11 protein-coding genes and 1 pseudogene are annotated in these 15,356 nt (G+C 66.7%); 3 read left to right on the plus strand and 9 right to left on the minus strand.

Going from position 1 to position 15,356, the window contains the following annotated elements:
• Positions 1-15 precede the first annotated feature (15 nt).
• Together DM992_RS23690 and DM992_RS23695 are read left to right on the plus strand one after the other, a co-directional pair.
• The gene (locus tag DM992_RS23690) at positions 16-1,152 is read left to right on the plus strand and encodes a DUF2827 family protein (RefSeq protein WP_111018882.1); all 1,137 of its coding nucleotides are present in this window, start codon (positions 16-18) and stop codon (positions 1,150-1,152) included.
• Between the two features lie 23 nt (positions 1,153-1,175).
• Positions 1,176-3,149: an FkbM family methyltransferase gene (locus DM992_RS23695; protein WP_111018883.1), complete on the plus strand. Its 1,974-nt coding sequence runs from the start codon at positions 1,176-1,178 to the stop codon at positions 3,147-3,149.
• 169 nt (positions 3,150-3,318) lie between these two features.
• On the opposite strand, the gene DM992_RS23700 is transcribed toward DM992_RS23695, so the two are convergent.
• The 3 genes from DM992_RS23700 to DM992_RS23710 all read right to left on the minus strand — a co-directional run bounded on the left by DM992_RS23700 (position 3,319) and on the right by DM992_RS23710 (position 6,546).
• Positions 3,319-3,735 carry a hypothetical protein gene (locus DM992_RS23700; RefSeq protein ID WP_204356171.1) on the minus strand — a complete coding sequence of 139 codons (417 nt, stop codon included), beginning with the start codon at positions 3,733-3,735 and terminating at the stop codon, positions 3,319-3,321.
• Between the two features lie 59 nt (positions 3,736-3,794).
• A complete protein-coding gene (locus DM992_RS23705) occupies positions 3,795-4,622 on the minus strand; it encodes an EAL domain-containing protein (RefSeq protein WP_111018885.1) in 828 nt (275 codons plus the stop codon).
• A 781-nt stretch (positions 4,623-5,403) separates the two neighbouring features.
• On the minus strand, positions 5,404-6,546 hold the full coding sequence (locus tag DM992_RS23710) for a DUF2827 domain-containing protein (RefSeq protein ID WP_111018886.1): 1,143 nt from the start codon (positions 6,544-6,546) through the stop codon (positions 5,404-5,406).
• A gap of 173 nt (positions 6,547-6,719) precedes the next feature.
• Between DM992_RS23710 and DM992_RS23715 the strand changes: the two are divergent.
• Positions 6,720-6,917, plus strand: a pseudogene (locus DM992_RS23715) (galactosyl transferase GMA12/MNN10 domain protein); the annotation flags it as partial.
• Between the two features lie 78 nt (positions 6,918-6,995).
• Here DM992_RS23715 and DM992_RS23720 read toward each other — a convergent pair.
• The 6 genes from DM992_RS23720 to DM992_RS23745 all read right to left on the minus strand — a co-directional run bounded on the left by DM992_RS23720 (position 6,996) and on the right by DM992_RS23745 (position 15,337).
• The gene (locus DM992_RS23720; RefSeq protein WP_111018887.1) at positions 6,996-9,110 is read right to left on the minus strand and encodes a phospholipase C, phosphocholine-specific; all 2,115 of its coding nucleotides are present in this window, start codon (positions 9,108-9,110) and stop codon (positions 6,996-6,998) included.
• Positions 9,111-9,152: 42 nt separating this feature from the next.
• Entirely contained in the window at positions 9,153-9,356 is a 204-nt protein-coding gene (locus DM992_RS23725) for a hypothetical protein (RefSeq protein WP_111018888.1), read from the minus strand.
• Positions 9,357-9,678: 322 nt separating this feature from the next.
• Positions 9,679-11,676 carry an acetyl/propionyl/methylcrotonyl-CoA carboxylase subunit alpha gene (locus DM992_RS23730; RefSeq protein WP_111018889.1) on the minus strand — a complete coding sequence of 666 codons (1,998 nt, stop codon included), beginning with the start codon at positions 11,674-11,676 and terminating at the stop codon, positions 9,679-9,681.
• A gap of 39 nt (positions 11,677-11,715) precedes the next feature.
• Positions 11,716-12,501 carry an enoyl-CoA hydratase/isomerase family protein gene (locus tag DM992_RS23735; protein ID WP_111018890.1) on the minus strand — a complete coding sequence of 262 codons (786 nt, stop codon included), beginning with the start codon at positions 12,499-12,501 and terminating at the stop codon, positions 11,716-11,718.
• Positions 12,502-12,516: 15 nt separating this feature from the next.
• The gene (locus DM992_RS23740) at positions 12,517-14,124 is read right to left on the minus strand and encodes a carboxyl transferase domain-containing protein (protein ID WP_111018891.1); all 1,608 of its coding nucleotides are present in this window, start codon (positions 14,122-14,124) and stop codon (positions 12,517-12,519) included.
• Between the two features lie 31 nt (positions 14,125-14,155).
• Positions 14,156-15,337, minus strand: a complete 1,182-nt coding sequence (locus tag DM992_RS23745; RefSeq protein WP_039339638.1) for an isovaleryl-CoA dehydrogenase — start codon at positions 15,335-15,337, stop codon at positions 14,156-14,158.
• Positions 15,338-15,356: the final 19 nt, after the last annotated feature.

Below are 15,356 nucleotides of genomic sequence, written 5' to 3' on the forward strand. Positions count from 1 at the left end.
CCTCACGGAGCCGATATGAAACTCAATGTCGCGATAACGATGAACGTGCAGCGCGACGCGACGCAGTCGATCTGGTACAACGGCGCGAACCAGCACTGCGTGTACCTGTACATGCTGCTGAAGCAGTCGCCGCTGATCGGCGAGGTCTGGCTCGCGCACGACGACGGCATCACCGACTATCCGCAGGCGCTGATGATGGACGCGTTCGGCAATGCGCTGCGGCCGCTGTCGTCGGTCGTCCACCAGACCGACCTGCTGATCGAGATGAACGCGTTCATCGACCCGTCGCACACGGACGTCGTGCGCCGGCGCGGCGGCAAGTGCGTGTCGTACCGCTTCGGCAACGACTACGTGATCGCGGTCGAGACGATCAACTTCGAGAAGAACGACTGGCGGCCGAACCCGCACCGCGTGCAGTTCGACGAGATCTGGACCAACCCGCAGCACATGCACACGTGCGCGGCGTATTTCCAGGCCGTGTATCGCGCACCGGTGATCGAGCTGCCGCACATCTGGTCGCCGTATTTCATCGAGCGCAGCCTCGACGCCGACCCCGAACTGAAGGCCCGCTTCGGCTACCGGAACCACGGCCCGGCAAAGCGCATCGCGTTCTTCGAACCGAACCTGAACGTCGTGAAGAGTTCGATCGTGCCGATGCTCGCCGCGAACGCGTGCTACGTCGAGCATCCGGAACTCGTCGAGCACGTGTACATGACCAACACGTTCGACAAGAAAGAGAACGTCGCCTTCAAGCATCTCGCGCTCGGGCTCGAAATGGTGCGCGACGGCAAGGCGACGGCCGACGTGCGCGCGCCGTTCGTCGCGTGGGCCGCGCATCACACCGACATCGTCGTGTCGCACCACTGGGAAAACGGCCTCAACTACCTGCTGTACGACGCGCTGTACGGCAACTACCCGCTCGTGCACAACTCGCCGTTCCTGCGCGACGTCGGCTACTACTACCCGGACTTCGAGATCTTCGACGCGGCGCGCGCGATCGCGACCGCCGCGCAAACGCACGACGCGCGGCTCGACGACTATGCGGCGGCCGCCCGCCGCTGCCTGCAGCAGGTCGACACGCTCGCCGAACACAACGTCCGCGCGTATTCCGCGCAGATCCAGCAGCTGTTCGCCGGCCGCGCGCTCGGCTGACCTCCTTCGCACCCGTCCCGCCCATGAATCAGACCGTCCGCAATTTCGTCGTGATCGATTCGATCCACGGCCCGTTCGTCATCAACCGGCACTGCGCGCTGCAGGCCGAAGCGCTGATCAAGACCGGCCGGCCGCATATCCAGGCCGAGCTCGACACGATCCTGCAGGTGATCGACCAGTTGCCCGACGGCGCGATCGCGGTGGACGGCGGCGCGAATGCGGGGCTCGTGTGCGTGCCGATCGCGCACCGGCTGCACGCGCGCGGCGGCCACGTCTACGCGTTCGAGCCGCAGCGCACGCTGTTCCATGCGCTCGGCGGCACCATCGCGCTCAACGAGCTCGACAACCTCCATCTGCTGAACATGGGGCTCGCCAGCGCCAACGGCACGATGAAGGTGCCCGACATCGACTACGGGCAGGACGCCGATTTCGGTTCGGTGTCGCTCGTCGACGGCCAAGCGGCGGGCGGCACGCCGACGCCGGTCGCCAGGCTCGATTCGCTCGGCCTGCCGCGGCTGGATTTCCTGAAGCTCGACATCGAAGGGATGGAGATCGACGCGCTGCGCGGCGCGCGCCGGCTGATCGAGACGCATCTGCCGTGGTGCTGGATCGAATACTGGAAAGTCGGCGAAGCGCCGATCATCGATACGTTCGCCGGTCTCGACTATACGTTCTACCGGATCGACGGGCTGAACATGCTCTGCGTGCCGAACCCGCGCTGGGACAGGCAGCGGCTGTTCATCTCGGGCGAGCCGCTCGCCACCGCATCGACGGCCGAAAGCAATGCGAATCATGCGACCGCCGGCGCAGTGGACGCCGACGCGCCCGAAACGAACTGGAACCGCGCGCTCGACCATGAATCGCGCTGCGAGTGGGGCCATGCGATCGACCGCTGGCAACGCGCGCGCGGCCGCGGGCTCGACGACGATGCGATCGCGCTGCAGCTCGCGTCGTGCTACGGCTTCGCCGGCGTGCCCGACGCGGGGCTCGCGGCGCTCGACCGCTTCGGCGATCCGGCGGCGCTGCCCGACGCAACGCGCGGGCGCATCGAACTGGCGCGCTCGGCGCTGCTGCTGCGCGCCGGCCGGCGCGAAGAAGCAGCGCGCGCCACCGTCGCCAGCGAAAACGTGCTGACGGCCGCGCAGTTCGGACTGCCTACCGAACGGCTCTACCAAGGCCAGCCGCTGCAAGGCAAGCGGCTGCTCGTGCTCAGCTACGGCGGCGCCGGCGACCAGCTCCAGTACGCGCGCTACCTGCATGCGCTGGACGCGCTCGGCTGCGCGGGCGTGACCGTCGTCGTCCCCGATGCACTGACGGGGCTGCTGCGCCATACGTTCCCGCGCATCGAATTCATCGGCGTGCACGGCGCATGGGCCGACACGTCGCAGATCGCGCACGACTACTGGTGTTCGTTCCTGATGCTCGCCGCCCGGTTCGGCTACGCGCCGGCGCCGGAAGGCGCACCGGCCGCCTACCTGTCGTGTCCGCCCGCGCACGCGGCCGCGTGGCGCGAGCGCGTGTCGCACGATGGCCACGCGCCCGGCACGCGCCGCATCGGGCTCAACTGGCGCGGCCGCGACGAAAGCGACGCGCGCTTCCATCGCGCAGCGAGCCCGCGTGATTTCGCGCCGCTTGCACGGATGCAGGGCTACGCCGCGTACTGCATCAACCGCGACCTGTCCGCGCAGTCCGAGCAATCGGACCTGCCGGTGACGTTCCCCCATCACGCGATCGGCGATTTCGGCGATCTCGCGGCGCTGATGCTCGCGATGGACGCCGTCGTGACCACCTGCACCGCGCACATCCACCTCGCCGGCGCGCTCGGCGTGCCGGCCGTGCTGCTGCTCAGCCCGAAAGCCGATGCGCGCTGGGAAACCGGCTCGCGCACCGCGCTCTACCCCGGCATCCGGATCGTGCGCGCGGCGCGCGTCGGCCAATGGGACGACGCGATCGACCGCGCGATGGCGCTGGTGCTCGGCGGTTTCGGGAAGGATTGATCGATTTGCTGCGCGTCCGGGCGGCCGGGCCGCTGCGCCCGCACGATGTCGAAGCCGGCCGCGTCCGGCCGGCACGCGCACCGGATGCGCCAGGGCCTGCTCACGCTAATGACGGGCCCTTCTGGCGGCCAGCCACACGAATGATTTTGTCGAAACAGGGGGGCGCGCCCTACACCAGCATCCGAGCGCCGCTTTGCGCGGCGAATGCGCGGCCATGCCGCCGCCCCTTGCGTGCGAGCATGGCGAAGCAACGGGCCGCCGGCCGGCTTGCGCCGCCGGATTGCTTCACAAGGCTGTCGGACACGCCGCGCGCGATCGCCGAATCGTCGCCGCACGCACCCGCGATGACGCCCGCGTAATAGTGGCGCGCCGCCAGCTCGCGGCCGTTGGCGTCGAGCGGCGTCATCCGCTGAATGCGGCGCGCGACGGCCTTCAGGCCATCGAGATACGGCGTGACGTCGATCGGCACATCGGTCGATTCGGCGCCCAGTTGCCACAGCATGTCGGCCAGTTCGGCGAGCGCGGCCAGGTCGCGCGCATCGGTCGCCTGCATGCTTGTTCCGCCTCCGGCCTTCGTCCCCGCCATGTGTGCCCCTTTGCGATTCGTCCCGGCCACGCGCCGGATCCACCCGACTCCGGCGCGCATCACGCACGCCGCCCGCCGGTTCCCGCGCCGTCACGCGGCGGCCGCCATGTAAAACGGATGCCCTGCGCCCATGCGACGCCGGCATCCACGATGATCTGCCGGTCGATCTCGTTCTCCACGCCTTCGACGACGACGTGCCGCGCGCCTTCATGCGCGAACGCGATCAGCCTGCGGAACTGGTAGCGCCCGATCGAGTTGCGCTTGATCATCGACAGGACCGACCGGTCGAGCTTCACGATGTCGGGATTGCCGACCACCAGATTGTTCAAAGCGCTGAAGCCGACGCCGAAATCGTCGATCGCGATCCGGCATCCGGCCTGCCGGAAGCGGTTCACGAACGATCGGCCCGCGACGGGATTCAGCGGCCCCGTCTCCGTAATCTCGACCACCAGACGCGCCGCAACCGACGGTTCGCGCTCGAGCCGCCTGAAAATCGCGAGCCACGCATCGTCGACGACCGCGCTCGCCGCCGCGACGTTGCACCCGTAGACGGCGCCCGGATCGGCGCGCAGCCCGTCGATCGTCCGGCTCACCACGAGCCGGTCGAACCAGCGCATCAGCCCGAGCGCCTCGAGGCGCGGCAGGAACGCGACCGGCGGCAGCACGTCGCGCTCGCCCCAGCGCAACCGCGCCAGACATTCCTGGTACAGCACGCCGCCCGACAGGTCGGAGCGGCACACCGGCTCGTGTGCGAACCCGAGTCGGCTTTCCACGAAACTGCGTACCGACGCGAGGTCGGGATGATCGTCGGGTGCGCCGAACACGAGATCGATTTCGTCACGATTCGCTTCCCGATTCGCCTCCAGGCGAGTTTCGACCGCATTCATCCGGCGCTCCGGCAAATGGCGAGCCGCCGAAGGCGGCTCGACCTCAACAAACATGCGGAGCGAACCGACCATGACGCGCTCCGCCGCCTACCCGGCCCATCCTGTTATGTCGATCTTTTCCGGGAGCGTACTTATCGCTTCGGCGCGCCGTCAAATTCGATATTTTCAACGATATTCAATTACTGGGAATACATCATGTACGCACGACACCGACAGTGCGACAGGTTACACAACGCGAATTACGAAACCCCAATGCATACGCCGCCTATCCCTTCCATCCAAACAACTTCATCCAAATTGTTTTCCCGCGACATGCCCCCTGCAAATCGCGATTTTTCTCAATTGACCAGATAAATACCGCCCCGTAAAACGCCGCCCGCATTCGATGCCGAGCCCGCCGCCGTGGCCGGCTGCCCGGGCCATTACCTGCTGAAAACCTGTCGCCACGCGTCATTCGATCGTCGCAGCATGCAATTTCCCGCCTCAAACAAAATTATTAAATTTCAAAACAGAATCAGATCGCCTTGAATCAATAATATCAATTTTAATTATATGATGATTGCCGATCGAAACAAATTTAACAATCTTTCAGACTTGTTAACCTATAAACTTGTTTTCGACGGACTTCCCTCGGAGCCGTCAAATTCGTGCCTTCAAAAACCGTCGACCCGACCGGGTTCGACGGTTTCTTTTTTAACGGCATCAATTCATCAGACATTAGGGCGGGACAACCCCGATGGCGGCCAGCGGCGCAACGGATAAGCGCCGCGAAAAAAACGCCTTATGCGGCCGTCGCGCCGATCAGGTTCGCGAGCAGCGCGTCGTATTCGGCGACGAGCGCGGGATTCGCCGACGTATAGCGGCTGAGGATGTCGCGCTGGCGCCGCGTGTACGCTTCCCAGTCGTCGTCGTGCGTATGCAGCGCGCGCAGCAGCGCATCGGCGCCCTGCTGCACGTCGTTGTCCGGATAGTAGTAGCCGAGATCGGGCGCGAGGCTCGCGTTGTGCACGAGCGGATAGCCCTGCCAGCACACGTCGAAATAGAAATAGTTGAGCGGGTTCGACCATTGATGCGACACGACGATATCAGTCAGGTCGGCCAGGAACAGCGGCGTATCGAAGCGCCCGACGAAGCTCGCCTTGCCCGCGCGCACGATGTCCAGGTAATTCATCAGCATCACGAACTCGGGGCTGTCGTGCGCGAGGCGATCGGCGTTCGTCACGTGCGTGAAGCAGATCGCATCGGGATCGTGGCGATACGCCTCGTCGATGATCAGCATCGGATACACGCAGAACTTCACGACGTTGTGGTTCGGCTCCATTACCGTCAGTCGCTTGCCAGGCTCGCTGCGCGGCCGGTATTCGCCGTGCTCCGGCAGCGATTGCGCGCGTGCGCTCAGGAACATCGGATCCCACACGAACGGCACGACGCGCCCCGGGCAGCGGCGCAGCGACTGCAGGAACGGCAGCGACGACGGCGCGATCTGCGGAATCGCCCACACCTCGTCGTAGCCGCGGTTGATGAACAGCGTGTCCCATAGCCGGCGGCCGAACAGCATCGACTCCATCGCGTTGATGTACTCGACGCCGCAGCAATAGCTGACGAGCTTCGCGCCGCGCGCTTTCAGGTAGGCCGTCTGCTCGCCGTCGATCTGCCCGCCGAGCTCGATCACCACGTCGAGCGAATCCTTCATGTCGGCGAACGCGCGCGTGTCGTACACGGCGCGATCCCACGGCAGCGCGTCGGTGAGCGGCACGTCGGTCGTGTTGACCAGCGTCACGCGGTAGCTGTGGGGCGATGCCATCAGCAGCTTCGCGAGAAACAGCGCGTTCTGCTTGATGCCGTTGATCCAAAGGCTTTCGTCGGGGGCACGCAATCCGATCGTGATACCGATGCGCAGGCCGTTCAGGGCAGGAGACGTCATCGTCGGCGGGATGGGAGGTTCGAGGTGTGGAATGAGCGCAGTGTAGCGCGCGAAGCGCCGCCCGCGTCAAGCGACGGCGGCAACCCGGCATTTTAGCGAACCGCTAACGGGCACACTGTCATGGATGGTTAGTACCGGGCTGGCGTACGCAAATCCGCGACACGGATATGCGATCCTCCGGCGACCAGCTTCATTTCATTCGCGCGATGGAGTGCGACGGGCAGCTGCACGGCGAAGGCGTGGCCGCTCTCGTCAGCTTCAACACGCGCTGGCAGTTTCGCCGCGCGGACACCTACATCGTGCATTCCGACGGCATGTGGCCCGCCATGCGCGCGCTGATGATGGCGCACGACGACGGGCAGCTGCGCTGACGCCGCCACCGCAGCCGCAACATCGCAAGCGCATGCGCCGGCCGGATCCAACCAGCCGGCGGCGCATGCCGGTTGCCGTCAGATCGCCGTAATCGTCGGCGCCACGGCGGCCGGATCGGTAATGCTGGCCTTGCCGGTTTCGACGTGCCCCGCGATGCGGCGCATCCAGCCCGCATTCCCCGCAACCGCGAACTGCAGGTCGTACCAGTGGCTGCTGCACGACAGATCCCAGTGCGCCTCGACGCGCTGCCCCGCAGGAATCGTCAGCGTGCGCGCCGCCCCGCCGTACGCGACATCGGTCGCCGTGACCGTCAACGCGCTGCTGCCCGCATTGGCGAACGTCACGTAGACGTCGCCGTTCGCGGCGTCATAGCACGCGGTGATTTCGGGTTTCGCGGCCGCGTCCGCGGCGGCGGCCCCCGCAAAGCGCCGGAAATAGCCGTTCGGGCCCCAGACGCTCACCAGGTAGTTGCCGTTCGCGTCGAGCGCCCACGTATCGGTCAACTGCTTGCCCGCTTCGACCGTGTAGCGGCGCGGCATCGCGGTGGCGTCGCCCGTATAGACCCAGAAGTGCGCGCCTTGCGTGCCGGTATTCGCGAACGTCAGCGCGTAGCCTTGCGCGCCGAGCTGGCCCGTGACGTGCAGTTCGTACGGCAGCGCGCGCGCCGGCCGCGTGCCGGGTTCCTGCGCGGTCACGACCTGCTGCGCGGTGCTGGCCGGCGCGGTCTGCGACGACGCACGCGAGCATTGCAGGTCCGCCTGCGCGACATACGCCTGCGTGCTCGGCAGGGTCGGCAGCGTCGCATCCGATTTCGAGAAGTCGAGCGCCGACGTCAGGTCGCCGCAGATCGCGCGGCGCCACGGCGAGATGTTCGTTTCCATCACGCCGAAGCGCTTCTCGATGAATTGCAGCACCGACGTGTGATCGAAGACCTGCGAGCAGACGAAGCCGCCCTTCGACCACGGCGACACGACGAACATCGGCACGCGCGGGCCGAGGCCGTATGGCAGGTTGTCGGCGGTATACGTACCGGTCTGCGTCGAAGTCACGACGTTGTGCCGCTCGAGCGACACATCCACGGTGCTCATGCCGGAGCCCGGCAGCGTCGGCGCCTGCGGCGGCACGACGTGGTCGAAGAAGCCGTCGTTCTCGTCGTACATGACGAGCAGGACGGTCTTGCTCCACACGTCCGGATTGGACGTCAGCGCGTCGAGGATCGTCGACAGGTAGTAGGCGCCGTACAGCGGCGTGAACTTCGGATGTTCCGAATACGCGGCGGGCGGCAGCAGCCACGATACCTGCGGCAGCGCGTTCGCCTGCACGTCGGCTTTCAGTTGCGTGATCGGGCGCGTGCTCATCCCGCGCGTCTGCAGCGACGAACCGGCCGGCGCATTCACGAAGTTGTCGAAGCACGCCAGCATGTTCGTGCCGTAGTTGCCGGTGAAGTTGTCGAACCCGGTGCCCTGCTGATAGACCTGCCACGAGATGCCGGCCTGTTCGAGCCGCTCCGGGTAGGTCGTCCAGCTGAAGGGCGGCAACTTGATCTTGTCGAACTGGTTGTCGATGTAGTCGGTGTTGTCGAGCAGCGGGCCGCCGCCCGTGCCGAGCGGATCGACCATGCCCGTCATCAGGTACATGCGGTTCGGGTGCGTGTTGCCCGGGATCGAGCAGAAGTAGTTGTCGCACACCGTGAACGCATCCGCGAGCGCGTAATGGAACGGGATGTCGTCGCGGACGTGGTAGCCCATCGTCATGTTGGACTTCTGCACCGCCCATTGGTCCGCGCGGCCGTTGTCGATCGCGCCGTGCGTCGTCGCCCACGTATGCGGCAGGCCGCCGACGCACTGCGCGTTGACGCCCGGGTTGGTCGTGTCGTAGCGGAACGGCGCGATCACGCTCGTATTGTCCTCCTGCCGCGGCTGGAACCACACCGGCCTGCCGTTCGGCAGCGTGACCGGGAAGCGGTCGTTGTAGCCGCGCACGCCGCTCAGGTGACCGAGGTAGTGGTCGAACGAGCGGTTTTCCTGCATGAACACGACGATATGCTGGACATCCTGGATCGTGCCCGTCACGGTATTCGGCTCGATCGCAAGTGCCTTGCGGATCGATTCGGGAAGCAGTGCGGTGGCGGCGGTCGCGCCAGCGAGGCCGGCGGAGAACTTCAGAAAATCGCGTCGCGAATGGGTGACCATGCTGGTTGCTCTTGATTGGATTTCTGGTTGGAACGACCGGGATCAGGAAGCGGGCGACGATGCGGGCGCGATGAAACCCGGCGGGCAGCGCATCTGCGCGGTGGCGACGGCGGCGCCGCCGCAAGCGGCCTTCTGCTGCGCGACGGGCGCGGGGTCTGCATTCAGGTCGTCGCCGCAGGCGCTGAGGAGTGCTATCAGCGCGACCAGACCGACGACCGCGAAAGGCCGTAGGGCCGACGTTCGCATAACGTATCTCCGTGGATGTGATGACGTGACACGGACGCGAGCCCGCGTCGGTCATATCGACGGCGAGATGCTATGTTCGACTTGTTACACGACGGTGTCGAGTGACGATGGACGCGCGGTGGGAGGGTATGGCGCAGCAGGCCACGCGTTCGACGGAAGTATGGATTTCGCCGGCAAAACGTAATTCGATCGAAAGATTCGTACGGCGTCGGCGTGTCGATGCAATCGAGGCAGCGCCTGTCACAACCGCCTGCGTGCGGTGATTCGCGAAGCGGTTTTCACGGGCCGGCAGCCGCCGGCCCGCGCACCGCGAAAGCGTCGATCAGCCTTCCGCCATCATCAGCAACTGCGCGCCATCCGCGACCTGGTCGCCGACGCCGTACAGCACTTCCGCGACGACGCCCGCGCTCGGCGCGCCGATCGTGTGCTCCATCTTCATCGCTTCCATCACGATCAGCGGCGTGCCGGCTTCGACCTTCTGACCCGGTTCGACCAGCACTGCGATCACCTTGCCCGGCATCGGCGCGGTCAAACGCCCGCCGCCCTGTTCGGTGTCGCCCGCATGCGCGAGCAGGTTGCGCCATTCGAACGTCTCGGCCGCGCCCTGCGTGAACACATGGAACGTGTCGCCGTCCGCATATACGCGGCCGCTGCTGCGCACGCCGCCGAGCGTCACGTCGAAATCGAGCGGCGTTGCGCCGCGCGTCCATGCGAACGGCTGCGCGGCCGCGTCGCCGGCCGCGATGCGCACAACGGCGCCGTCGTCTTCATACGCAACCGTTACGTCCGCTTCGCGGTCCACCGCACGCCATTCGAGCGTGCGGCGATAGCCGCCGTTCAGTCGCCAGTCCGGCAGCGCGCCCCACGGCGATGCGCCCGGCGCGGCCGCGCCGCGTTCGCGCGCGAGCAGCGCCGCGCAAGCGAGTGCGAGCGTCGCGCGCGGCGGCTGTTGCGGCGCGAACAGCGCGTCGTGGTTGCGCTCGATCAGGCCCGTGTCGAGATCGGCCGTCGCGAACGGCTCACACGCGACGATCCGCTGCAGGAATGCGGCGTTCGTATGCAGGCCAACCACCTCGCACGCGCGCAGCACGCGCAGCATCAGGCCGAGCGCTGCCGTGCGGTCTGCGCCATGGACGATCAGCTTCGCGATCATCGGATCGTAGAACGGCGTGATCGCATCGCCTTCGCGCACGCCGCTGTCGACGCGCACCGCGGCGCCGATGTCGAACTCGACGCCGTCCGGCAGCCGCAGGTGCTTCAGCGTACCCGTGGACGGCAGGAAGCCGCGTGCGGGGTTCTCCGCGTAAAGGCGCGCCTCGAGCGCGTGACCCTGCACGCGCAGCTCGTCCTGCTTCAGCGGCAGCGGCTCGCCGAACGCGACGCGCAGTTGCCATTCGACGAGATCGAGCCCCGTGACCATCTCGGTGACCGGATGCTCTACCTGCAGGCGCGTGTTCATTTCCATGAAGTAGAACGCGTCGCCCGTCATGATGAATTCGACGGTGCCCGCGCCGACATAACCGACCGCGCGCGCGGCCGCGACGGCCGCCTCGCCCATCGCGCGACGCAAGTCGTCGGGCAGGCCCGGCGCCGGCGCTTCCTCGAGCACCTTCTGGTGACGGCGCTGCACCGAGCAGTCGCGGTCGAACAGGTAGACGGTATTGCCGTGCGTGTCGCCGAACACCTGCACCTCGACGTGGCGCGGGCGCGTCAGGTATTTCTCGATCAGCACGCGGTCGTTGCCGAAGCTGCTCGCGGCCTCGCGCTGGCACGATGCGAGCGCCGCCGGGAAATCGTCGGAGCGCTCGACCACGCGCATCCCCTTGCCGCCGCCGCCCGCACTGGCCTTCAGCAGCACCGGATAGCCGATCTCGTCGGCTTCGCGATGCAGGTTCCCCGCGTCCTGGTCGTCATCGTGATAGCCGGGCACGAGCGGCACGGCGGCCGCGTGCATCAGCGCCTTCGCGGCGGCCTTCGATCCCATCGCCGCGATCGCATCGACCGGCGGCCCGATGAACGCGATGCCGGCCGCTTCGCACGCATGCGCAAAATCTTCGTTCTCCGACAGGAAGCCGTAGCCGGGGTGGATCGCCTGCGCGCCGGTCGCGCGCGCGGCTTCGATGATGCGCTCGATGCGCAGATAGCTGTCCGCTGCCGCCGAGCCGCCGATATGCACGGCTTCGTCGCATGCAGCCACGTGCTTCGCGTTGGCATCGGCATCTGAATAGACGGCGACGCTCGCGATCCCGAGACGTTTGCACGTCGCGGCGACGCGGCACGCGATTTCGCCGCGGTTGGCGATCAGAATCTTGTCGAACATGGCTTCGGTTTCGTCCGGAAAGGGTGGATCACGACGACGTCATTCACGCCACGACGGCGTGCGTTTCTCGAGGAAGGCCGCGATCCCTTCGCGCGCTTCCGCGCCTGCGCGGGTGCGCGCAATCCAGTCGGCGGTCTGCTCGATCAGCGTCGCGTCGAGCGCGCGGCCAGCCACATCGGCGACGAGCCGCTTGCACGCACGCACCGCGTCCGGGCCGTTCGCGACGAGCGTCGCGGCCAGCTTCGCGACCGTCTCGTCGAGCGCACCGGCCGGCACCGCGTCGTGAATGAAGCCGAGCGATGCGGCGCGCGCGCTGTCGAACACCTCGGCCGTCGTGAAGTAGCGGCGCGCCGCGCGCTCGCCCATCGCGCGCACGACGTACGGTGCGATCGTCGCGGGAATCAGCCCGAGCCGCGCTTCGGACAGGCAGAACTTCACGCCGTCGGCGGCGATCGCGATATCGGCCGCCGCGACGAGGCCCACGCCGCCCGCATACGCATCGCCATGCACGCGCGCGATCACCGGCTTGCCGCAGCGATGGATCGCCTCGAGCATCCGCGCGAGCTTGCGCGCGTCGGCACGGTTCTCGTCGTCCGAGTAACCGGCCATCTTCTTCATCCAGTTCAGGTCCGCGCCCGCGCAGAACGCGGCGCCTTCCGCCGCGAGCACGATCGCGCGTACGCCTTCGTGCGCATCGAGCCATTCGAACGCGGTGGTCAGCTCGGCGATCGTCGTCTCGTTGAACGCGTTGCGCACGTCGGGACGCGCGAGCGTGACGGTCGCGACGCGGTTTGCTTCGTTAACCCTGATGGTTTCGTATCGCATCGTCCGCTCTCCTCGTTACATCCGGAACACGCCGAAGCGCGTATCGTCGATCGGCGCGTTCATCGATGCGGCAAGGCCGAGCCCGAGCACGTCGCGCGTCTGCGCGGGATCGATCACGCCGTCGTCCCACAGCCGCGCGCTCGCGTAATACGGATGGCCCTGGCGCTCGTACTGGTCGCGGATCGGCTGCTTGAATGCTTCCTCTTCGTCGGTCGACCACTCGCCGCCCTTCGCCTCGATACCGTCGCGACGCACGGTCGCGAGCACCGACGCGGCCTGCTCGCCGCCCATCACCGAGATCCGCGCATTCGGCCACATCCACAGGAAGCGCGGCCCGAATGCGCGGCCGCACATCCCGTAGTTGCCGGCGCCGAACGAGCCGCCGATGATCACCGTGAACTTCGGCACCTTCGCGTTCGACACGGCCGTCACCATCTTCGCGCCATGCCGCGCAATGCCTTCGTTCTCGTACTTGCGCCCGACCATGAAGCCCGTGATGTTCTGCAGGAACACGAGCGGGATCTTGCGCTGGCAGCACAACTCGATGAAATGCGCGCCCTTCACCGCCGATTCGGAAAACAGGATGCCGTTGTTCGCGACGATCCCGACCGGGTGGCCCCAGATGTGCGCGAAGCCCGTGACGAGCGTCGTGCCGAAGCGCGCCTTGAATTCGTCAAACTCGGAATCGTCGACGATGCGCGCGATCACCTCGCGCACGTCGAACGGCTTGCGCGTATCGACCGGAATCACGCCGTACAGGCTCTTCGCGTCGTAGCGCGGCGGCTTCGGCTCTCGCAGCGCCACCGGCGACGCGATCTTCGGTGCGAGATGATCGACGATGTTGCGCGCGATCGACAGCGCATGCGCGTCGTTCTGCGCGAGATGGTCGGCCACGCCCGACAGGCGCGTGTGCACGTCGCCGCCGCCGAGATCCTCGGCGCTCACTTCCTCGCCGGTCGCGGCCTTCACGAGCGGCGGCCCGCCGAGGAAAATCGTGCCCTGGTCCTTCACGATGATCGACTCGTCGCTCATCGCGGGCACGTACGCGCCGCCCGCCGTGCACGAGCCCATCACGACGGCGATCTGCGCGATCCCGGCCGCCGACATCGTCGCCTGGTTGAAGAAGATGCGGCCGAAGTGGTCGCGATCGGGGAATACGTCGTCCTGGTTCGGCAGGTTCGCGCCGCCCGAATCGACGAGGTACACGCACGGCAGCCGGTTTTCCGCGGCGATTTCCTGCGCGCGCACATGCTTCTTCACGGTCATCGGGTAGTAGGTGCCGCCCTTGACCGTCGCGTCGTTGCACACGATCACGCACTCGCGGCCCGCGATCCGGCCGATCCCGGTGATGACGCCCGCGCCCGGCGCGTCGTCGTTGTACATGCCGTTCGCCGCGAGCTGCGACAGCTCGAGGAACGGCGCGCCCGGATCGAGCAGTTGCGCGATGCGGTCGCGCGGCAGCAGCTTGCCGCGCGACAGGTGCTTGTCGCGCGCGGCCTGGCCGCCGCCCTGCGCGAGCTGTTCGATCTTCGCGCGCAGGTCGGCGACGACCGCCTCGAGCGCCGCGGTGTTCGCGCGGAAGTCTTCCGAACGCGGGTTCAGTCTGGATTCGATGATCGGCATCGACGGGGCTCCGTTCGCGTGACGTGGGGCGTTACATCGTTTCCGCGAACAGCTCGCGGCCGATCAGCATCCGGCGGATCTCGCTCGTGCCGGCGCCGATTTCATAGAGCTTCGCATCGCGCCACAGGCGGCCCACCGGGTATTCGTTGATGTAGCCGTTGCCGCCGAGGATCTGGATCGCCTCGCCGGCCATCCACGTCGCCTTCTCGGCCGTATAGAGGATCACGCCCGCGCAGTCCTTGCGCACCTGGCGAATGTGGTCGCTGCCCGCCGAGTCGAGATGGCGCCCGACCGCGTACAGATACGCGCGGCACGCCTGGAACGTGGTGTACATGTCCGCGACCTTGCCCTGGATCAGCTGGAATTCGCCGATCGCCTGGCCGAACTGCTTGCGGTCGTGGATATACGGCACGACCGCGTCGAGGCACGCAGCCATGATGCCCGTCGGGCCGCCCGACAGCACCGCGCGCTCGTAGTCGAGGCCGCTCATCAGCACCTTCACGCCGCCGTTGAGCTGGCCGAGGATGTTCTCTTCCGGCACCTCGACGTCCTGGAACACGAGCTCGCCCGTGTGCGAGCCGCGCATGCCGAGCTTGTCGAGCTTCTGCGCGACCGAGAAGCCCTTCATCCCCTTCTCGACGATGAACGCGGTGATGCCGCGCGAATTCGCTTCGACGTCCGTCTTCGCGTAGACGACGAGCGTGTCGCAATCGGGGCCGTTGGTGATCCACATCTTCGTGCCGTTCAGCACGTAGCGGTCGCCGCGCTTGTCGGCGCGCAGCTTCATGCTGACGACGTCGGAGCCGGCATTTGGCTCGCTCATCGCGAGCGCGCCGATGTGTTCGCCCGACACGAGCTTCGGCAGGTATTTCTGCTTTTGCGCTTCGGTGCCGTTGCGGTGGATCTGGTTCACGCACAGGTTCGAATGCGCGCCGTACGACAGGCCGATCGACGCCGATGCGCGCGAGATCTCTTCCATCGCGACCATGTGCGCGGTATAGCCCATGTTCGCGCCGCCGTATTCCTCGGCAACCGTCATGCCGAGCACGCCGAGATCGCCGAACTTCTTCCACAGATCCATCGGAAACTGGTCGGTGCGGTCGACCTCCGCCGCGCGCGGCGTGATTTCCTTCGCCGCGAACGTCGCGACGGCATCGCGCAGCATCTCGATGTCTTCACCGAGCATGAATTGCACGCCGGGCAGGTTGATCATGTCTCCTCCGTCTCCAGAA

It is taken from the genome of Burkholderia sp. JP2-270 (genome assembly GCF_003233675.1).
GTDB classification, from domain to species: Bacteria; Pseudomonadota; Gammaproteobacteria; order Burkholderiales; family Burkholderiaceae; genus Burkholderia; species Burkholderia pyrrocinia_C.